The sequence below is a fragment of the uncultured Brevundimonas sp. genome, assembly GCF_937870815.1.
GTDB lineage: Bacteria > Pseudomonadota > Alphaproteobacteria > Caulobacterales > Caulobacteraceae > Brevundimonas.
Genome location: NZ_CALMZS010000024.1, coordinates 13,045 through 33,375, shown reverse-complemented (window position 1 = coordinate 33,375; position 20,331 = coordinate 13,045). Strand labels below are relative to the sequence as shown.

The window sequence follows — 20,331 nt, the reverse complement described above, 5'->3', positions numbered from 1 at the left end:
ATCTGGAACATGTGCGTCGGCTTCTTCGGCATCCAGATCGGCTTCGGCCTGCAGAACGCCAACACCAGCCGCATCTTCCAGACCCTCGGGGCCGAGGTCGACAGCCTCGCCATCCTGTGGATCGCCGCCCCCCTGACCGGCCTGCTGGTCCAGCCCATCGTCGGCTATTTCAGCGACCGCACCTGGACCCGGCTGGGCCGGCGCCGGCCCTATTTCCTCGTCGGCGCGATCCTGACGACGCTGGCCCTGGTGGTCATGCCGCACTCGCCCTGGCTGTGGATGGCGGCGTCGATGCTGTGGATCATGGACGCCTCGATCAACATCACCATGGAGCCGTTCCGGGCCTTCGTCGGCGACAACCTGCCGGAGGAGCAGCGCACCACCGGCTATGCGATGCAGAGCTTCTTCATCGGGGCCGGGGCGGTGTTCGCCTCCTGCCTGCCGTGGGTCCTGACCGAATGGTTCTCGGTCGCCGCGACCGCGCCCGAGGGCGTCGTGCCGCCGGCGGTGCGCATCTCCTTCTACGTCGGCGCCGCCGCCCTGCTGGCCGCCGTGCTGTGGACCGTCTTCACCACCCGCGAATACAGCCCCGAACAGATCGACGCCTTCGAGGCCGCCCGGGACGCCGGCCACACGCCCGGCGCCGTCCGCTCACAGTCGGCCTGGTACACGGGCGGCCTGGTCTGGGGGTTGGCCGGCGTCGTCGGAGTCGCCGCGGTCAACATCCTCGGCCTGCAGAAGGAGCTCTACGTCCTCGCCGGCTTCGTCACGGCCTTCGGCCTGATGCAGATGGCGGTCGGGGCCCTCGCGGCGGCCGGTCGTTCCAACCCCCTGACCGAGATCATGGGCGACATCTTCGCCATGCCGAGGACCATGCGGGGCCTGGCCGTGGTCCAGTTCTTCAGCTGGTTCGCCCTGTTCGCCATGTGGATCTACATGACGCCGGCGGTCACCGCCGTGCACTACGGTTCGCCGGACCCGACCTCGGCCGGCTACGGCGAGGGGGCCAACTGGGTCGGGGTGCTGATGGGGATCTACAACGGGGTCGCCGCCCTGGCCGCCTTCCTGATTCCGGTCATCGCCCACCGCACCGGCCTGCGCGGGGCCCACGCCATCAACCTGACCCTCGGCGCCGCCGGCTTCCTCGGCGTCTTCCTGATCCGCGATCCGGCCCTGCTGTGGCTGCCGATGATCGGGGTCGGCTTCGCCTGGGCCAGCATCGTGTCGATGCCCTACGCCATCCTCGCCAACGCCGTGCCGGGCCGGAAAATGGGCGTCTACATGGGCGTCTTCAACATCTTCATCGTCGTGCCCCAGCTGGTCGCCGCCACCATCCTCGGCGCCGTGCTCAAGGGGGTGTTCGGCGGCCAGCCGATCTTCGCCCTCGCCCTCGGCGCCGCCAGCTTCCTGATCGCCGCCGGCGCCAGCCTGCTGGTGCCCGTCACCCCCTCCGCCGCCCGTCCGTGAGTCTCGCCATGCGTCTTTCCGCCTCCCTCCTCGCCGGCGCCGCCCTTCTGGCCACGGGCGCCTGTACGACCCTCGAGGGCCTGATGCCGGGCGGCGAACCCGCGGCCGCGCCCGCGGCCATGGTCGCCCCCGGCGCGCCCGGCGACAAACCGACCTGGGTCAACGCCGCCAAGACCGGCGCGGGCGCCTCATACGAAGCCTATGTCGACGGCCGGTACCGCGACGGCGGCCCGACCGGCGAGGTCTCGCGCGTCTGGTTCTCCATCGCCGACGGCGTCCTCACCGAGACCATGTACGGCCTGATCCACGAGGCCCAGATCAAGCAGCTGCGCTTCGCCGTGGTCACCGACACGGGCCTGTCGGTCGAAGGGACCGACACCACCAGCCGCACGGAATATCTGCACACGGACGCACAGGGCCGCCCCCTGTCTCCGGCCTGGCGGGTCGTCACCACCGACAAGCAGGGCCGCTACGAGATCGAGAAGCGCATCTACACCGACCCGGACAGCCAGTCGCTGGTCGTCCGCGCGACCATCCGGGCCCTGAAGGGCGAAATCACCCCCTATGTGCTGCTTGAACCGCACATGGCGAACACCGGCGTAGGCGACACCGGCGAGGTCGCCGACAAGATGACCAGAAGCGCTCTCCACGCATCCGAGGGCGCGGTCCACCTGACCCTCCTGCCTGATCGGCCGTTCGACGCCGTCAGTGTCGGCTTCCTGGGGGTATCGGACGGCTTGACTGATCTTGCTGACGGTCGTCGGGACTTTCGGTACGCGACGACCGGAGCTCAGTCCGGCAACATAATGCTGACCGGGGCCCTGCCTCAGCTCTCTGTGGGGGCGACCTTGGCTCGCGACTTCGTCATCGGCTTCGGCGATAGCCGGGCCGCCGCGACCGCCGCTGCTGACGCTACCTTCGCCACCGGCCTCGACGAAGTCCTCGCCCGCTTCAACGGCGAGGGCGACCGCGTCGGCTGGGAGGACTACATCGCCTCCCTCGACCAGCTCCCCCGCCTCGCCGAACAGTCCACCGACGGCGGCAAGCTGGCGTACGCCTCGGCCCTGATGCTGAAGGTGCAGGAGGACCGCACCCACGCCGGCGCCCTGATCGCGTCGCTGTCCAACCCATGGGGCGACACCGTCGACGCCGCCAATCCCTCGACCGGCTACAAGGCCGTCTGGCCGCGCGACTTCTACCAGGTGGCCATGGCCCTGCTCGCGCTCGGCGACACAGAGACCCCGCTGGCGGCCTTCCGCTACCTGCCGCAGGTCCAGGTCGATGCGGAGACCCCGGGCAACACCGGCGCTGTCGGCTGGTTCCTGCAGAAGACCCACGTCGACGGCGAGATCGAATGGGTCGGGGTCCAGCTCGACCAGACCGCCATGCCGATCATGCTGGGCTGGAAGCTGTGGAAGGCCGGTCTCGTCTCGGACGCCGAGATGACCGCCATGTACGGCCGGATGATCAAGCCCGCCGCCGACTTCCTCGTTGACGGCGGCACGGCCGGCATCCTGTGGAACGACCGCCGGATCGTCCCGCCCTGGACCCAGCAGGAGCGCTGGGAGGAGCAGGAGGGCTATTCCCCCTCGACCACCGCCGCCGTCGTCACCGGCCTGACGGTGGCCGCCGACATCGCCCGCGCCACCGGCGACCCGGCCTCCGCCGACCGCTACCAGGCCGCCGCCGACGACTATGAGTCGAAGATCGAGACGCGGATGTTCACCACCTCCGGCCCGTGGGGCGACGGCGACTATTTCGTCCGCATCACCCGCAACGAGAACCCCAACGACCACGCCCCGATCGGCGAGAACAACGGCCAGCCGGCCCACGCCGAGGACAGGATCGTCGACGGCGGCTTCCTCGAACTGGTCCGCTACGGCGTGCGCGTCCCGGACGCCCCGTCCATCGTCGCCACCCTGCCCGAATACGACGACCAGACCCGCGAGGACCGTTTCCGCGTTCGCTACGACGTGAACGGCGTCCCCGCCTTCCGCCGCTACGGCAACGACGGCTACGGCGAACAGACCGACACCGGCGAGAACTACGGCGTCGGCGGCGAGATGCACCCCGGCCAGCGCGGCCGCCTCTGGCCCTTCTTCACCGGCGAGCGCGGGCATTACGAACTGGCCGCCCGGCTGCACGCGGGCGAGACCGACCTGTCGCCGATCCGCGACGTCTACGTTCGCGGCATGGAGTCCTTCGCCAACGGCGGCCTGCTGCTGCCGGAACAGGCCTGGGACGGCGTCGGCCACCCCACCGTCCGGGGCTACCGGCCGGGCCAGGGCACCAACTCGGCCACGCCGCTGGCCTGGACCCATGCCGAATACGTCAAGCTGCTCCGCTCCCTCGCCGACCGCGCCGTCTGGGACCGGTATGCGCCGGTGGAGGAGCGCTACGCCCGATGACTCCTTCTCCCATCGGGAGAAGGAATGAGCTCCGCAGGATGACGAAAGCCTCGGGGCCGCGTAACGAAGGCCCATGACCCACGGCCCCGTCCTCGTCACCGGTTCGGCCGGCTTCATCGGCTTCCACACCGCCCGGCGGCTGCTGGCGCGCGGCGAGACGGTGATCGGCGTCGACAACCTGAACAGCTATTACGACCCGGCCCTCAAACAGGCGCGGCTGGAGCGGCTGCGGGCCGAGCCCGGCTACGTCCACCACACCCTCGATCTGGCCGACCGCCCCGGCATGGCGGCCCTGTTCGCCGAGCACGCGCCGCGCCGCATCGTCCACCTCGGGGCCCAGGCCGGCATCCGCTACAGCGTCGAGAATCCCGAGAGCTATGTCGATTCCAACGTCGTCGGCTTCCTGACCGTGCTCGAGGGGGCCCGGGCCGTCCAGGCCGAACACCTCGTCTTCGCCTCCACCAGTTCCGTCTTCGGCGCCTCGGCGGCCCTGCCCTTCTCGGTCCGGCAGGGGGTGGCCCATCCGCTCAACGTCTATGCGGCGACCAAGATCGCCAATGAGGCGATGGCGCACAGCTATGCCTACATCTTCGGCATCCCCTCGACCGGCCTGCGCTTCTTCACCGTCTATGGCCCGTGGGGCCGGCCGGACATGGCCCTGTTCAAATTCACCCGCGCCATCCTCGAGGGGCGGCCGATCGACGTCTATGGCGAGGGCGCGATGGAGCGCGACTTCACCTATGTCGACGACGTCGTCGACGGCGTCGTCGCGGCGCTTGACGATGTCGCCGCCAGGGACCCCGCCTGGCGCGCCGAGGCCCCCGGCCAGGCGACCAGCGGCGTGGCGCCGTGGCGGATCCTGAATCTCGGCGCGGGGCGGCGCGAGAAGCTCTCCCGCTATATCGCGGTGCTGGAGGAGACCATCGGCCGCAAGGCGATCCTCAATGTCCTGCCGACGCAGGAAGGCGAGATGACGCGCACCGAGGCCGATGTGAGCGAGACCCGCGCCGCCCTCGGCTACGCTCCCTCGATCCCCATCGAGGTCGGCGTCAGGCGGTTCGTCGACTGGTACCGCGACTTCTACGGCGTCTGAGGCGAACCGGGGGACGGAGCCGGGGCCGCCCGTCCTACGGAACCGGATCGCCGTCGACGTCGACCACCTGCACCTCGCCGAGGCCCAGCGCGCGGATTCCGGCCTCGATCGAGGCCCGGTCCCCGACCACGACCCAGGTGGTCGGCCCCTCGCCGACGATCGCCCGCGCCGCCTCCGTCGCCCGCCGCGCGTCCATGGCCGCGACCGTTTCGGCGTAGCTGTCGTAATAGTCTTCCGGCACGCCCCAGACGACCATGTTCTGGAGCTCGCCGGCGATGGCCGCATTGGTCTCCCAGTTGCCGGCCATGCCCTGGACCATGTTCGAGCGGGCCGCGGCGATCTCCGCCTCGGTCAGGGGGCGCGAACTCACCACCTCGCTCAGCTCGCGGCGCAGCTCCGCCAGGCTCTCGGCCGTCTTGTCGGCCTGGACGCCGGCGCTGACCGCGTAGATCCGCTCGCCGCGCCCGAACGGCACGCCGCCGCCGGCGCCGTAGGACCAGCCCTTGTCCTCGCGCAGGTTCATGTTGATCCGGCTGGTGAAGGCCCCGCCGAGCGCGGTGTTCATGGTGTCGATCGCCGCCTCGGTGGCCGGGTCGAAGGCGGCGACCGCGCGCCCGGCCACGATGGTCGACTGCGGACCCGCGCGGTCGACGATCAGCACCCGGGTCCGCGTCGCCTCCGGGGCGTCGGCCGGGCCCGGCCTGGCCGGCATCGGCGACGCGGGCGCGCGCCAGGCCGCGAAGGCCCGCTCCAGCTTCGGCGTCAGTTCGGCCAGGGTGGTGTCGCCGACCACCACCAGGGTGGCGTTGTCGGGCCGGAACCAGGTCGCGTGCCAGGCCTCGGCGTCGGCGGGGGTCAGGGCCGCGACGGTCTCCTCGGAGCCCGAGACGGGCCGTCCGTAGGGGCTGGACGGGCCGTAGATGTCGCGGCTCAGCACGCGGCGGGCGATGGCCCCCGGGTTGCGGGCGGACTGCTGGATGGCGGCGATCTGCAGGGCCCTGGCCCGCTCGAAATCCTCGGCCCGGAAGGCCGGGTTCAGGATGACGTCGGCGTAGAGCTCCAGCGACGGATCCAGCCGCGAGGCGAGGGCGGTCATCGACACGCTGGTCGCCGTCGATCCGGAGCCCGCCCCCAGGGTGGCGCCGAGCAGCTGCAGCCGGTCGCTGATCTCGAGGGCGTCGAGGCTGTCGGTGCCGTTGGTCATCACCGCCGGGGTCAGCTGGGCCAGGCCGGCGCGGGCGTCCGGATCGACCACCGCGCCGGCGTCGAGGATCAGGTTCAGGCCGACGGTCGGCACGCTCTCGCGCCGGACGAACATCACCTTCAGGCCGTTGGAAAGCTCGGCCCGCTCAATGGCCGGGAACACCGCCCGCGGCGTCTCTCCCGGGGCCGGCAGGCCCTGGCTGCGGTCGACGCCGGTGGCGCTCGCCGCATAGTCGGGGAAGGGCAGAACCTGCAGCGAATAGCTGCCGTCGGTCAGCCATTCGCGGCCGGCCCCGGCCAGGTCGGCCGGGCGCGCCGCGAGGATGCGGTCGTATGAGCCGCGCCAGGCGCCGGGGTCGCCGTGGAACACCTGGCTTTCGGCCAGGATGTCGGACTTGCCGCCGAAGCCGCCGATCCGCTCCAGGCCGCGCACAAAGGCGGCCCCGACATTGGTGCGCGCCCGTTCCAGCTCGATCGCGGTCGGCCCGTCGCGCAGCAGCCGCGCCATCTCCTCGTCGACGATCGCCTCGATGCGCCCGAGATCCTGGCCGGGCTTGGCGGTGACGATGACCATGAACTGGCTGCCGATCTCGCTTTCCGAATTGAACGCCGCCACCTGGGTGGCGATGCGCTCGTCGAACACCAGCCGCTTGTACAGGCGCGAGCTGCGGCCCGAGGACAGCACCTGGGCCAGCATGCCGAGATGGTCGGCCTCGGCCGAGCCGGTCGGCGGCGTGTTCCACACCTTGTAGAGGCGCGGCTGGCCGACGCGGTCGTACATCATCTCGCGCTGTTCGCCGGTCATCCGGGCGATCATCTGCACCGGCTGGGTCACCGGCGGCCCCGGCGGAATGTCGCCGAAATAGCGCCCGACCTTTTCGCGGGCCTGTTCGGGGGTGATGTCTCCGGCCAGCACGATCGTCGCGTTGGCGGCTCCGTAGTAGTCGCGGAACCACTGCTGCACGGTCGCCAGATCGGCGGCGTTCAGGTCCTCCATCGAGCCGATGACCGTGTGTCCGTACGGGTGGTCGTCCGGATAGGTGGCCGCGGTGATGGCGTTCCAGACCCGGCCGTAGGGCTGGTTCTCGCCCTGGCGCTTCTCGTTCTGGACCACGCCGCGCTGCTCATCCAGCCGCGCCTGGTCGATCGCGCCGAGCAGGTGGCCCATCCGGTCGCTCTCCAGCCACAGGACCGAGTCCAGCGCCGAGGTCGGGACGTTCTGGAAATAGTTGGTGCGGTCGGTGTTGGTGGTGCCGTTCTGGTCGGTCGCCCCGAGCAGCTCGGTGCCCTTGAAGAAGTCGGTGTCGTAATTCTCCGACCCGTTGAACATCAGGTGCTCGAACAGGTGGGCGAACCCCGAGCGGCCCCGCGGCTCGTTCTTCGAGCCGACGTGGTACCAGACGTTGACCGCCACGATCGGGGCCTTGTGGTCCTCGTGGACGATCACGGTCAGGCCGTTGTCCAGGGTGAAGCGGGTGAACGGAATGTCGATCGCCGGCAGCGGCGGCAGCGGTTCGCGCGACTGGATCGCGGACACGGCCGGGGCGGCGGCGAGGTCGGCCGCCTGGGCCTGGGCGGCGGTGGCGAGAAGGACGGCCGAGGCCAGCCCTGCGACCAGGGCGAGGCGGATGTTGCGCATGGATGTTCCCCCTGGGGCGAGGCGCGGATGAACCGCCAGTGGTACCCGCCGGCCCGGCGCTGGCAAGGCCGCCATCATTGCCTTTCGGTAATGTGGCCGCAGCCCCGTTCGCGGTCGCAACCAGCCCGCGGTTCGATCATGCGCGGCAGACGGATCGGCACCCTCGACCCGCGTCGGTACAGCCGTATACTGGGCCGCACACGGAATCATTTGCCTGTTGCAGCGCAATAGGCTCCTATCCCGTCCCGCAGGTCGAACGCGGGGTTCGGCCGCTTCATCAACCGCCGGACCCGGAGCGCCCATGCGCCGCACCCTCGCCATTATCGCCGCGCTGTCGGCGCTGCCGGCCACGCCCGCCCTCGCCGCGCCGCCGATGCTGGCCCACCAGGCGGCGCTGCAGATCGACGGCGCGGCCACCGCCTGGATCCTGACGTCGACCGCCCTGGTCCTGATGATGACCCTGCCCGGGCTGGCCCTGTTCTACGGCGGCATGGTCCGGCGCAAGAACGTCATCGCCACCCTCGCCCATTCCACCGCCGCCTTCGCCATCGTCACCGTGCTGTGGTTCGCCGTCGGCTACAGCCTGTCGTTCGGGACCGGCGGCCCGGCCACGAACGCCGTCATCGGCGGACTGCAGGCGGCCTTTCTGAACGGCGTCACGCCGGACACGGCGCACCGCCTCGCGCCCGGCTTGCCGGAATTCCTGTGGATCGCCTACCAGCTGACCTTCGCCATCATCACCCCGGCCCTGATCGCCGGGGCCTTCGCCGAGCGGATCAAATTCTCGGCCTCGATCCTGTTCTTCTTCCTCTGGCATCTGCTGGTCTACGCCCCGATCTGCCACCAGGTCTGGGGCGGCGGCTGGATGGGGACGCTGGGCGTGCTGGACTTCGCCGGCGGCGCCGTGGTGCACGTCAGCGCGGGCGTCGCCGGCCTCGTCGCCTGTCTCGTGCTCGGGCCCCGCCACGGCTACGGGCGCGACAACATGGCCCCGCACAACCTCGCCCTGACCGCCATCGGCACGGGCCTGCTGCTGGTCGGCTGGCTGGGCTTCAACGCCGGCTCGGCCTGGGCCGCCGACGGCATCGCCGCCGTCGCCGCCTTCAACACCATTCTCGCCGCCGCCGCCGCCGCGATCGGCTGGACCGCGGTCGAGTGGATCGACCACAGGCGCCCCACCCTGCTGGGCCTGCTCTCCGGCATCGTCGCCGGTCTGGTCGGCGTCACCCCGGCCGCGGGACTGGTCGATCCGAAGGGCGCCTTCGTCATCGGCCTGCTCTCGGGACCGGCCTGCTATGCGGGGGCGGTCTGGCTCAAGCGCGCCCTGAACTACGACGACAGCCTCGACGCCTTCGGAGTCCATGGCGTCGGCGGCGTCGTCGGGGCCCTGCTGACCGGGGTGTTCGCCACGGCCGCGATCAATCCGGCCGGCGCGGGGGCCAGCCTGCTGAACCAGTCGATCGGCCTGGTCGCGGTGGCCGCCTGGAGCGCGGTCGGGACCTTCGCGATCCTGATGATCTGCAAATTCACCACCGGCCTGCGGGTGACGAGGGAGACCGAGATCGAGGGCCTCGACTACACCCAGCACGGCGAGACCATCCACCCGTAGCGCCCGTCCTCAAGACGGCCCCGGGAAACCGGGCGCCCGCGGACGGCGGCGACCCGTTTCGAATTGGACGCCGGCCTTCGCGGATCAGCGCGGGCTGGGGTCGCCGCTGGCCGCGGCCGACGGCGCCGCCGGCGTGGCCTGAACGGTCGGCTGGGCCGCGGCGCCCGTGTCGGGCGCGCCGCCGGCCTGACCGCCCGCGGCGGCGGCGGCCTCTTCCGAACCCGGGGCCGGGGTCTCGGCGGCCTCGCCTTCGGCCGGGGCCGCGGCGCCCGGCTGGCGGGCCGGATCGGGCGCGGGGACGGCCACGCCGGTCGAGCCCTGCGAGCGCAGCCAGGCGATCAGGTTGATCCGGGTCTGGGTGTCGCGGATGCCGGCGAACGACATCTTGGTGCCGGGCACATGGCGGCCCGGGGCGGTCAGGAACTGGTCCAGCTCGTCATAGGTCCAGGTCGGCGTCCCGGCCTTGTGGGCGATCATGGCGTCGGAATAGGCGAAGCCCGGGTGGCCGGCCACGGGGCGGCCCAGCACCCCGTACAGATTCGGGCCGGTGCCGTTGGCCCCGCCAGCATTGTAGGTGTGGCAGGCCTGGCAGCGCGCGAAGGCGGCCTCGCCGGCGGCCAGGTCGGCGGCCGGCAGCACCGTGCCCCAGTCGGGCGGCAGCGCGGCCTCGGCCGCCCCGGCGGCGGCCTCTTCCGGCGCATCGACGAAATAGCCCATCTTTTCAGGGGGCTCGGTGTGGTAGATCGCGCCGGTGACCTGCTGCACGCCGACGATGACGAAGGCGGTCGCCAGCACGGCGCCCAGAATCTTGTTCCCGTTCAGATCGCCGCTCATCCGCGTCGTCGCATCCCGTCCGTTAGGGCCCGGCCGCAGGGACGGCGGGCGAATTCTTGCGTGGGCGTCTCTTACACGCTAGCGCCGCCTTCGCAACCGGCCCGGCTCGACCTTTACCGTGGTGCGGCGCCGCAGATGACGAGGCCGTCGATGAATCCGCTGATATTGATTCCCGCTCGCATGGCGGCGGCCCGTCTGCCCGGCAAGCCGCTGGCCGACATCGGCGGCAGGGCCATGATCGTGCGGGCGTGGGAGCAGGCCGTCCGCTCGGGCCTGCCGGTCGCCGTGGCCGCCGGCGATGCGGAGATCGTCGAGGCGATCCAGGGCGTCGGCGGCGTCGCCGTGCTGACCGATCCCGACCTGCCTTCCGGCTCCGACCGCATCCGCGCCGCCCTCGACGCCCTCGACCCGGACGGCCGCCATGACGCGGTCATCAATCTGCAGGGCGACATGCCGTTCGCCGATCCCGGCCTCGCCGCCGCCTGCGCCGGCCTGCTCGAGGCCGAGCCGGCCTGCGACATCGCCACCCTCGTCGCCCCGGAGGCCGACGCCTCGGACCGGACCAATCCCGACGTGGTCAAGGCGGTGCTGGCCCTGACCGAGGGCGACCGGCACGGCCGCGCCCTCTATTTCACCCGCTCGACCCTGTACGGCGACGGCCCCGTCTGGCGCCACGTGGGCCTGTACGGCTACCGCCGCGCCGCGCTCGAACGCTTCTGCGCCGCCCCGCCCTCGCCGCTGGAGCGTCGCGAGAAGCTGGAACAGCTCCGCGCCCTCGAACTGGGCCTGCGGATCTGGGCTGGCGTCATCGACGAGGCCCCGCTGTCGGTGGACAGCCCGGATGATCTGGAAGCGGCGCGGGCCTTGGCTCGATAGCCGTCCCGGCGAAGCCGGAACCAGAGTTTTTGGCTCCAGCGGCCGGAAGGTTCATCACGAAGGACACAACGAATTCACAAAGGACACGACGAGGGTTGTGACTGGCTCCGCTCCCGTTGTGCCCTTCGTGATTTCTTCGTGTTCGTTGTGATGAACCTTCCGGCCTCCAGGACACGCTGATCGCCCGAAGCCCGGCTTCGCCGGGAGATGGCGTCAGACCTCAAATCCATCCACCCAAGCCTGCAACAGCGTCCGCGCGATGGCGATTCTCGGCGGGGCCTTGATCGACGGGTGCGTCCCCGCCAGCACCTCCGCCGCCTCGTCCCGGGTCAGCCAGGCCACCGCCTCCAGCTCGGTCTGGTCCGGCGTCGCCTCGCCTGAATCAACCTCGCAGACCAGGCCGATCATCAGCTGCGACGGAAACGGCCACGGCTGGCTGGAGTGGTAGCGCACCGCCGTCACCGTCAGCCCCGCCTCCTCCCCGATCTCGCGGGCGCAACCTTCCTCGATGGTCTCCCCCGGCTCGAGGAACCCCGCCAGCGCCGACATCCGCCCTTCCGGCCAGCCGGCCTGCCGCCCCAGCAGGCAGCGCGGCTCGGACCCGCCCTTGTAGACCGCCAGCATGATGGTCACCGGGTCCACCCTCGGGAAATGCTCCGTCGAACAGGCCGGGCAGACCCGTTTCCAGCCCCCGCACGAGTCCTGGCTCTCGATCCCGCAGGCGGCGCAGAAGCCGTGCCGCCGCCGCCAGTCGAACAGCGACTTGGCCGTCCCCGCCATGGCCGCGTCCGCGCCCGACAACAGCGCCGCCGCCTCGCGCATCTCGTGGAACACGCCCAGCCCCCGCAGCGGCCCCGCCGTCGGATCGACCGACCCCTCGACCTCGACCGCGAACACCGGCGCGTCCTTCCACATCCCGAGGAACAGCTCGCGGTCCGGGACCACCGCCCGCGCATGATCCATCGCCAGCCAGGCCAGCCGCGGCTCCTCCCCGGCCTCCAGCAGCGGCCGCCCCTCCCACAGCACCAGCGCCCGCGCCTCCGGGTTCGCCCCCTGCTCCGCCAGCCATTCGGGGTCGTTGCGCCGGTCCCCCGCCCGATCGAGCGGATTGCCGGCGAAGGTGTTGAGGGCGGGGAGGGGCATGGCGCGCTTCTAGCAAGGCGCCGCTTGCATCGGCGAGCCGGAATCGTCATATCCACTCCCGGAGATCGCGGGCGAAGGCTTCGCCAACCTGGTCAGGGCCGGAAGGCAGCAGCCACAACGAATTCCCCTTCGGGTCGCGGTCTCCACCTCCTCTTTCTTTTTTGCGCTATCGCTCGCGACGCGGTCGCTCGCTGCTTGAGCGCGGATTTTCGTCACCCTCCGGCTTGACCGGGGGGTCGCGCGGTCGCTCGCTGCTTGAGCGCATTCCTACCCCACAGGGGGAGGGGGACCATCCGAAGCCGCGGGCGAAGGATGGTGGCGGGGGCCGACACCACCCACAGCTCCCTTCCCGCACCCCCTTCGCCGTCGCGCGCCCCCGCGCTAAGACGGTTTCATGAGCGACGCCGGACCGAGTCTCGAAGGGCCTCCGTGGGAGGAGGACGCGCCCGAAGCCGGGGAGCGCGATCCCAACACCGACGACATGTTCGGCCTCCCCGAGCCCGCCGGCATGCGCGAGGCCGAGGCCGCCGCGGCGCCCGAACCGGAGCCGGAAGCCAGCGCCGAACCCAAGCCCGCGCCGAAACCCTCCGCGAAGCTGGCCCCGCCCGCCGGCGACGTCCCGGCCGCCCAGGCCGACGACGGCGCCGCCTACACCGTGCTGGCCCGCAAATACCGGCCGCGCACCTTCGGCGACCTGATCGGCCAGGAGGCCATGGTCCGCACCCTGACCAACGCCTTCTCGACCGGCCGCATCGCCCACGCCTTCATGCTCACCGGCGTCCGCGGCGTCGGCAAGACCACCACCGCCCGCCTGCTGGCCCGCGCCCTCAACAACGAGACCGACAGCATCGACCGGCCGTCGCTGGAGCTGACCGCCCACGGCCGGCACGACGCCGCCATCATGGCCGGCCAGCACATGGACGTGGTCGAGATGGACGCCGCCTCCCACACCGGCATCGACGGCATCCGCGACATCATCGAGAGCGTCCGCTACGCCCCGGTCGAGGCGCGCTACAAGGTCTATGTCCTCGACGAAGTCCACATGCTGTCGAACCAGGCCTTCAACGCCCTGCTGAAGACCCTGGAAGAGCCGCCGCCCCACGCGAAGTTCATCTTCGCCACCACCGAGATCCGCAAGGTGCCGGTGACCATCCTCAGCCGCTGCCAGCGTTTCGACCTGCGCCGGGTCGAGCCGGACATCCTCATCGACCATCTCGCCCGCATCGCCGGGCGCGAGGGCATGAAGATCGAACAGGACGCCCTGGCCCTGATCGCCCGCGCCGCCGAGGGCTCGGTCCGCGACGGCCTCAGCCTGCTCGATCAAGCCCTGGTCCAGGGCGAGAAGGGCGAGACGGTCAGGACCGAGGTGGTGCGCGACATGCTCGGCCTGGCCGACCGCAGCCAGACCATCGCCCTGTTCGAGGCGGTCATGGCCGGCCGCACCCCCGAGACGCTGGAGCTGTTCCGCACCCTGTACGGCTACGGCGCCGATCCGGTGCAGGTCACCAACGACCTGCTCGAACACTGCCATGCCGCCTCGGTGGCCAAGATGCTCGGCCCCCAGGCCACCCGCCTGCCGGGCGACCAGGCCCGGAAGCTGACCGCCCTCGGCGCGGTCATCTCGGCGGGGACCCTGGCCCGCGTCTGGCAGATGCTGCTCAGGGCCCTGGACGAGGTGCGCCGCGCGCCCAACCCCGCCGACGCGGTCGAGATGGCCATCATCCGCCTCGCCTACGCCGCCGACCTGCCCGGGCCGGAAGAGGCGCTCAAGGCCCTGCGCGACGGCGAGACGCCGGGAGGCCCCGGCGGGCAGACGCCCCGAGGCGGCGGCGCCGGCGGTGGCGGCGGTGGCGGCGGAGCCTCCGCCCAGCTGGCCGCGCGACCGGTTTCGGCGCCCGCCCCGCCCGACCCGCAGTCGTTCGAGGCCGTCGTCGCCCTGATCGGCGACAAGCGCGAGGTCGGCCTGCAGATGGACGTGCAGCGCTACGTCCGCCCCGTCGCCTTCAGGCCCGGGGCCATCACCTACGAAAGCCTCGAGGGCGCGCCCATCGACCTCGCCCGCCGCCTCGCCGCGCGCCTGCGCGAATGGACCGGCCGCACCTGGCTGATCGCCGCCAACGGCCAGGGCGGCGGCGAAACCATGATCGAGGCCGACCGCCGCCGGCGCGCCGAGGAACGGGCGCAGATCGAGGCCGACCCCTTCGTCGTCGCCGTCATGGACGCCTTCCCCGGCGCGAGGATCGGCGAGATCAAGACCCTGGCCCCGGCCGTCGAACTGCCGGCCATCCCGGACGAGGCGCCGGAAGAGGACTGAGGCGGCGGAGGGCGAGGGTCGAGAGGAAGGCGGGGACGGGCGTCCCCTCCTACGGCCGCCCCACCACCGCGTCGACGGAGTTGGCGGTCACCGGATGGTAGCCGGGGCGGGCGCGGGCGTAGATGCGGCGGGCCAGGCCGCGGCCCCAGTCGCCCTCGGCCCACAGGCCCTGGAACAGGGGCAGGACGAATTTGCGCCGGCCCATGGTGGTGAGGAATTTCTCCAGCGTCGGCACGGCCGGCTCGTAGCGGTGCGCCACGGCGATCTGCAGCCAGGAGAACAGCACCTCGGCGTTGCCCTCGTCGCGCAGGCCAAGGGTGGCCTCGAGATCGGCGAGCTGGGCGGCGGTCAGCCAGTCGGCGCCTGCGCGCACGCCGTCCGGCCGCCAGGCCAGGAAGCGCTGGCGCTCCTGGGTCGACCAGCCGGACCACGGAATGGCCGAGGCCGGGCCCCCGTCGGCGAAGAAGGCGCGGGCGGCGGCGTCGACCGGCACGAAGGCGTCCGAGACCGGCGGGACCCAGTTGGCCGGCATGCCGGGCTGGTAGATCCAGTCCTCCATCATCAGCTCACGTTCCAGCTCGGGCGTGGTGACCAGCTGGGCGCGGATGTCCTCGAGGAAGCGTTCGGTGGTCATCGGCCGGAAGGCGTTGCGCTCGAAATAGCCCTTCAGCCAGGCGTCGAAGCGCTCGCGGCCGACGATGCGCTCTATGGTGCGCAGGAAGGCGGCGCCCTTCTCATAGGCCACGTCGGTCAGGCCCTCGTCGGGGTCGCGGCCGGCGAGGTCGAGCTTGAGCCGGGTGTCGGCGGGCGGCAGGTCGGCCAGCGTCGATTGCAGGTCGCCCCAGCCGAGCGACTGCAGCATCAGGGCGCGCTCGGGGCCGTAGAGCGCCTCCATGATGCGGTTCTCGAAATAGACGGTGAAACCCTCGTTGAGCCAGAAGTCGGCCCAGGTGGCGTTGGTCACCAGATTGCCCGACCAGGAGTGGGCCAGTTCGTGCGCCACCAGCGAGACCAGCGAACGGTCGCCGGCGATGATGGTCGGGGTGGCGAAGGTCAGGCGCGGGTTCTCCATGCCGCCGAACGGGAAGGACGGCGGCAGCACGAGGATGTCGTAGCGGCCCCAGCGGTAGGGGCCGTACAGCCGCTCGGCCACGTCGACCATTTCGGCGGTCGGGACCAGTTCATCGTGGGCGGCGGCGAGCATCGACGGCTCGGTCCAGACCCCGGTGCGCTCGTCGATCGCCCGGAAGGCGAGGTCGCCGACGCCGATGGCGATCAGATAGGGCGGCACGGGGTTGGGCTCGCGGAAACGCCAGGCGGTGCGGCCGGGCCCGGCCGGTTCGCCGCGGCCGACGGCCTCGGCGCTCATCACCACCTTGAGGTCGGACGGGACGACGATGCGGGCGTCCCAGGTCTGGCGGACGCCGGGGCTGTCCTGGGTCGGAATCCAGGTGCGGGTCAGGATCGCCTGGCCCTGGCTGAACATATAGGGCCGCTCGCCGCCGGCGGTCTGGGCCGGGCTCAGCCATTGCAGGGCGGCGGCGTCGGGCCGGGTGGCGTAGCGGACGACGATGCAGCGGCGCTCGCCCGGGGCCAGGGCCGGGAAGCGGACGGTCAGCGGCTGGCCGAGGATGGCGTCGCCGGGGCCGGTCTCGAACTGCAGCGGCGCCCCGCCGGCGTCGCGGACGTCCTGGATGTCGAGATTGCGGACGTCGAGGACGATCTCGTTGGCGCCGGGCTCGCCGGTGATGTCGAGGGCGGCCGCGCCCGACAGGGTCTGCGCCCCGAAGTCGGCGGCGAGGTCGAGAGAGACGTGGGTGACGCGGGCGATCTCGGGCCGGGCGTGGGAATGGATGTCGCGCACAGGCTCGACAGGGGCGGCGGTCACGGGCGCGGCGGCTCCGGCTGAGCCGGACGGGTCCAGGGCGGCGCAGCCGCCCAAGGCGGTCGCGGCGGCCAGGACGAGGGCGGATACGAGGCCGATCTTGCGGATCATCGGGGCGTCCTTTGCGATTGTGCGCCGACAACGCCCCGGACGGCCGGAAAGATCAACCCCCGCGCCGCCCCCCGCCGCCGAGGCCTTGCAATCGCGGCGGCGAACCGTGAAGTGCGCGGGCAGGACCTTCACCGACGAGCGATCCGATGAGCGACTTTCCCGTGACCGTGTTCCACAATCCCGCCTGCGGCACCTCGCGCAGGGTGCTGGCCATGGTCGAGGCGGCCGGCTACCGCCCCGAGGTGGTCGAATATCTGAAGACGGGCTGGGATGCGGCCCGGCTGCGCGCCCTGCTGGCCGAGGCCGGGCTGACGCCGCGCCAGGCGCTGAGGGAGGCGGGCTCGCCGGCCCGGGACCTGGGCCTGCTGGAGGCCGGGGTGGACGACGAGGCGATCCTGGCGGCGATGATCGCGCACCCGATCCTGGTCAACCGCCCGATCGTCCGCACCCCGAAGGGGGCGGCCCTGTGCCGGCCCGCCGAGACCGTGTCCGGCCTGCTGGAGCGGGCGGCGGAGGGGCCGGCCGGAGACGGCGGCCCGGCGGGCGGGGGCTGAACCGGCGGGCCGGGGGCGCGGCGGCTCAGAAGGCCCCCTCGACCTGCAGGGAGGCGTCGGCGTTCTCGACCACCCCGAGGCTGACCGGCTGCAGCCCGTGGGTGGTCTTCAGGGCGGCGAGCCAGCCGAAGACCGCCGCGGCCGGCGCATTGTCGGCCCGGAAGCCGAGCCGGCCCGACGGGTCCATGCCGGTGGTGAGCTGAAGCCCGGCCGCCTCGGCCGTCTGCCGCACGACCGGCTCGAGGCCCTGGGCGTCGGCCGCGCGGGGCGGGGCGGCGGCCGGGGCGAGCCGGGCCAGGATCGAGCGCACCTCGACCAGTTCGGCGGCGGCCCGGGCCCGGTCGTCGGCGGCGTCCCGGCGCCAGCCGTTCAGCGGCCGGACCACCCCCAGCCACAGGCCGACGGCGGCGACCAGCACGGCCATGACCAGCAGCATCCGCTGTTCGCGTCGGGTGCGGCCGTCCCAGGCCTGATGAAGCTGGGCGACGATCCGGTTCACGGGCGGGCTCCGATGCTGATGTCGCTGACCACGCGGCCGCCGTCGTCGAGCGTCGCCGTTTCGACGACCGTCATGCCGGCCGCGGCCATCCGGCGGCTGATCTGCTCCATGTCCGAATAGGCGGGGTGGCTGAGGGTGGCCTTGAGACCCTCGTCCGGATCGGCGGCGAGCATGTCCAGCTCGGCTCCCTCGACCGACTCGACGGCCCCGAACAGGGCGGCGACCGCGGCCGTGATCCCGCCCGGGGGCGGGGCCGAGGCGGCCCGGCGGCGCAGGGCGGCGACGGGATCGGCCGTCCGGGCCAGGTCCGGCGCGGCGGCGGCGATGGCCGCGACCGCCTCGTCCTCGAGCCGGCGGGCGGCGAGGTCGTCGCGGGCCGCCCCGGCCGCGGTCACCAGCAGGGGCGAGACCAGCACGGCGGCGGCGAGTCCGGCCGCTCGCCGCCAGCCGACCCGCCCCCCGGCCCCGGCGCGGGCGCCGCCGTCGAGCAGGTTGATGGCCGGGGCCAGGGCCGCCGCGGCCAGCGCCCGCTCGACGGCGCGGGGATCCTCGAGCGGGACCACCCGACGCCCGGCGGCGACCAATTCGACGAGGTCGGGCTGCACCGTGGCGGCGAAGCGGCGGCCGCGCAGGGCCACGTTCTCGCCGAAGCTCACCGCCAGCACGGTGTCGTCGTCCTCGGGCTCGGCGAGGGTCAGCATGTCGGGGGCGATGACGTCGGCGCGGACCCCGAGGACCTCGAGATAGTCCGACCAGGCCTCGAGCAGGCCCTGGCCGACCACCGCCACCAGACGCGGCTGGTCCGGACCGGCCGGCGGGCCGACCACGGTCGCCAGCCGGTCCGGCGCCGCGGCCAGGTCCTCGCGCAGCCGCCAGGCGGCCGCGGCGCGCAGCTGGGCGGCCCCGCCCGGCGGCAGGTCGAGCCAGCGGACCGAGACGTCGGCGCCGGGGCAGATGACGACGGTGCGCATCGGCTCGGGCCGCTCGACCGCCTCCGGGGTCAGCACGCCGCGCTCCAGCACGCCGCCGTCCGGGGCGACGATCATGAACGGCGCCGGCTGGCCGGCCAGGGTCGGAAGCAGGACGAGGCGTGTCGGTTTCATTCTTCGGGGGTCCAGCGCTGGATGACGGTGCGCACGGCGCCGTCGGGCTGTGCGTGCAGGAGGGCGGTGCGGACGGCGCGGCCGCCGCCGTAGTCGACGTCGATGCGGAGGTCGAAATAGCGGGTCAGGACGGTGACCTGGTCGCGCACCTCTTCCGGGATCGGCAGGGCGGCGAGGGCCGGCTGGGCCCAGAAGGCGGCGGGGTCGGCCCATCCGCCGGGCGGCCGCCGGGCGATCACCGCCCGGGCGCTGGCGGGGCCGAGGGCGTTGTCGGTCAGCATCATCAGCAGCGGGGCCTGGGCGGGGGTCAGGGTGTTGACGTTGATGGGCGACAGCCGGCTGGTCGGCAGGGCGCAGACGAACGGCCGCAGCCGGCGATAGAGGTCGGGGTCGACGCCCTTGACGGCGCGCAGCTCGCTGACCTCGGCCAGCATCACCCCGCCGGTCCGGTAGGGTGTGGCCAGGCCGGCGTAGGCTCCGTCCTCGGCCCCGAGCGGCCGCGACACCCCGTCGGCGTCGAGCCAGTCGGTCAGGGCGTCGGCCACGGCGCGCATACGGCTGTCCGGGGCGCCGACGGCCCGGCCGAGGGCGAGGAACTGGGCCGCGCCGCGCGGCCGCGCCAGCAGGTCCTCGCCGACGCCCTCGACGAGGCTGTTGAGGTTGAAACAGGCCTGGCCGTCGGCGACCACGGCGCTGATCGCGCCGCCCTCGATGGGGAAGCTGAGGCGGCGGCCGTTCCACTCCGGCTCCAGCGGCGTGCGGCCCGGCCCGGCCGCCATCAGCCGGGCGATCTGGCGGCGCGCCAGGGCCTCGGCCCCGGAGGCGTACCACTGGGCCTGGGCCTGGATTTCGGCATTGGTGGTCCGGCGCACCGAGAAGCGCACGTCGTCGAGCACGGCGACGGCGACCACCGACATCACCGCCACCAGCAGCAGGACGGTCAGCAGGGCCATGCCCTCGCGGTTGCCGGCGCCCGGACGCATCAGCCGCCGCCGACCAGGAACAGCTGCTCGACCGGGCCGTAGCCGTCGAGCGTCATGCGCAGCCGCACCGCATCCGGCAGCGGGCGTTCGGCGGTGACCACATAGGCCGGCGCCTCCTGCCCGTCCCGGACGAAGGCCACGGCGAGGTCGCGGACGCCGCGATACAGCACCTGCGGCGGGCCCGGCCGGGCCCCGTCGAGATGGGAGGAGACGCGCCGCTCGAGGCGGTCGCCGACGAGCCGGTATTCGACCCGCTGCAGCGACGGCCGCGGCCGTTCGCCGGGATTGCTCCAGCCGGCCCGGGTCAGCACCAGCACCGGGTCGCCGGGGGCGGCCGGGCCGCTCATCGGCTGGGGCATCGGCCGGCCGGTCGGGCCGCGCGAGCGGCGGCCGCTGGCCTGTCCCAGGTCGGCCTTGAGCAGGCTGCGCATGCGCTGCAGGTCGCCGGTCCGGTCGGAGGCCGCCTTGACGGCGAAACGGTTGTCGATCGACAGGCTCAGCACCGACGCGCCCGCGGCCGCGATCAGGGCGAAGATCAGCAGGGCGACGAGCACCTCGACGAGGGTGAAGCCGGTCCTGGCGGGCGCGCCGCGGCTGTCGGGGGCCATGG

15 protein-coding genes and 1 other RNA gene are annotated in these 20,331 nt (G+C 72.5%); 8 read left to right on the top strand and 8 right to left on the bottom strand.

What is annotated here, in order from left to right; genetic code table 11:
* The 3 genes from Q0588_RS01755 to Q0588_RS01745 all read left to right on the top strand — a co-directional run.
* A partial coding sequence (locus Q0588_RS01755) for an MFS transporter (protein ID WP_298743198.1) occupies positions 1 to 1,467 on the top strand: 1,467 nt, incomplete at its 5' end.
* Between the two features lie 8 nt (positions 1,468 to 1,475).
* A complete protein-coding gene (locus tag Q0588_RS01750; protein ID WP_298743197.1) occupies positions 1,476 to 3,875 on the top strand; it encodes a glucan 1,4-alpha-glucosidase in 2,400 nt (799 codons plus the stop codon).
* 73 nt (positions 3,876 to 3,948) lie between these two features.
* A complete protein-coding gene (locus Q0588_RS01745; RefSeq protein ID WP_298743196.1) occupies positions 3,949 to 4,968 on the top strand; it encodes an NAD-dependent epimerase/dehydratase family protein in 1,020 nt (339 codons plus the stop codon).
* Between the two features lie 34 nt (positions 4,969 to 5,002).
* Here Q0588_RS01745 and Q0588_RS01740 read toward each other — a convergent pair whose 3' ends face one another.
* Positions 5,003 to 7,810, bottom strand: coding sequence for a pitrilysin family protein (locus Q0588_RS01740; RefSeq protein WP_298743195.1), 2,808 nt, complete (start codon positions 7,808 to 7,810; stop codon positions 5,003 to 5,005).
* Between the two features lie 301 nt (positions 7,811 to 8,111).
* Between Q0588_RS01740 and Q0588_RS01735 the strand changes: the two genes are divergently transcribed.
* Positions 8,112 to 9,419, top strand: a complete 1,308-nt coding sequence (locus Q0588_RS01735) for an ammonium transporter (protein ID WP_298743193.1) — start codon at positions 8,112 to 8,114, stop codon at positions 9,417 to 9,419.
* 84 nt (positions 9,420 to 9,503) lie between these two features.
* Here Q0588_RS01735 and Q0588_RS01730 read toward each other — a convergent pair whose 3' ends face one another.
* Positions 9,504 to 10,253, bottom strand: coding sequence for a cytochrome c family protein (locus tag Q0588_RS01730; protein WP_298743191.1), 750 nt, complete (start codon positions 10,251 to 10,253; stop codon positions 9,504 to 9,506).
* A gap of 150 nt (positions 10,254 to 10,403) precedes the next feature.
* On the opposite strand from Q0588_RS01730, the gene Q0588_RS01725 reads away from it, so the two are divergent.
* Positions 10,404 to 11,129 (top strand): 3-deoxy-manno-octulosonate cytidylyltransferase, encoded by a 726-nt coding sequence (locus Q0588_RS01725; RefSeq protein ID WP_298743189.1) that lies wholly within the window; start codon positions 10,404 to 10,406, stop codon positions 11,127 to 11,129.
* A gap of 213 nt (positions 11,130 to 11,342) precedes the next feature.
* Here the strand turns inward: Q0588_RS01725 and nudC are convergent, their stop codons facing one another.
* Positions 11,343 to 12,272 carry an NAD(+) diphosphatase gene (gene nudC, locus Q0588_RS01720; protein ID WP_298743187.1) on the bottom strand — a complete coding sequence of 310 codons (930 nt, stop codon included), beginning with the start codon at positions 12,270 to 12,272 and terminating at the stop codon, positions 11,343 to 11,345.
* A 57-nt stretch (positions 12,273 to 12,329) separates the two neighbouring features.
* Between nudC and ffs the strand changes: the two genes are divergently transcribed.
* Both ffs and Q0588_RS01710 read left to right on the top strand, forming a co-directional pair.
* Positions 12,330 to 12,423, top strand: an RNA gene (ffs, locus tag Q0588_RS01715) — signal recognition particle sRNA small type.
* A 243-nt stretch (positions 12,424 to 12,666) separates the two neighbouring features.
* Entirely contained in the window at positions 12,667 to 14,586 is a 1,920-nt protein-coding gene (locus tag Q0588_RS01710; RefSeq protein ID WP_298743185.1) for a DNA polymerase III subunit gamma/tau, read from the top strand.
* 49 nt (positions 14,587 to 14,635) lie between these two features.
* Here Q0588_RS01710 and Q0588_RS01705 read toward each other — a convergent pair whose 3' ends face one another.
* Entirely contained in the window at positions 14,636 to 16,582 is a 1,947-nt protein-coding gene (locus Q0588_RS01705; protein ID WP_298743182.1) for a M1 family metallopeptidase, read from the bottom strand.
* Between the two features lie 146 nt (positions 16,583 to 16,728).
* Here Q0588_RS01705 and arsC point away from each other — a divergent pair, with 146 nt between their 5' ends.
* On the top strand, positions 16,729 to 17,136 hold the full coding sequence (arsC, locus tag Q0588_RS01700; protein WP_298743180.1) for an arsenate reductase (glutaredoxin): 408 nt from the start codon (positions 16,729 to 16,731) through the stop codon (positions 17,134 to 17,136).
* A 25-nt stretch (positions 17,137 to 17,161) separates the two neighbouring features.
* Here the strand turns inward: arsC and gspM are convergent, their stop codons facing one another.
* Genes gspM through gspJ form a run of 4 tightly spaced genes read right to left on the bottom strand, consistent with a single transcriptional unit; the run spans position 17,162 to position 20,329 of the window.
* The gene (gene gspM / locus Q0588_RS01695) at positions 17,162 to 17,635 is read right to left on the bottom strand and encodes a type II secretion system protein GspM (protein ID WP_298743179.1); all 474 of its coding nucleotides are present in this window, start codon (positions 17,633 to 17,635) and stop codon (positions 17,162 to 17,164) included.
* On the bottom strand, positions 17,632 to 18,738 hold the full coding sequence (gspL, locus tag Q0588_RS01690) for a type II secretion system protein GspL (protein ID WP_298743177.1): 1,107 nt from the start codon (positions 18,736 to 18,738) through the stop codon (positions 17,632 to 17,634). The genes gspM and gspL overlap by 4 nt, the downstream gene beginning before the upstream one ends.
* Positions 18,735 to 19,721, bottom strand: coding sequence for a type II secretion system minor pseudopilin GspK (gene gspK, locus Q0588_RS01685; protein WP_298743175.1), 987 nt, complete (start codon positions 19,719 to 19,721; stop codon positions 18,735 to 18,737). Before gspK ends, gspL begins: the two co-directional genes overlap by 4 nt.
* Positions 19,721 to 20,329 (bottom strand): type II secretion system minor pseudopilin GspJ, encoded by a 609-nt coding sequence (gspJ, locus tag Q0588_RS01680; RefSeq protein WP_298743173.1) that lies wholly within the window; start codon positions 20,327 to 20,329, stop codon positions 19,721 to 19,723. Before gspJ ends, gspK begins: the two co-directional genes overlap by 1 nt.
* Between the last annotated feature and the right edge of the window lie 2 nt (positions 20,330 to 20,331).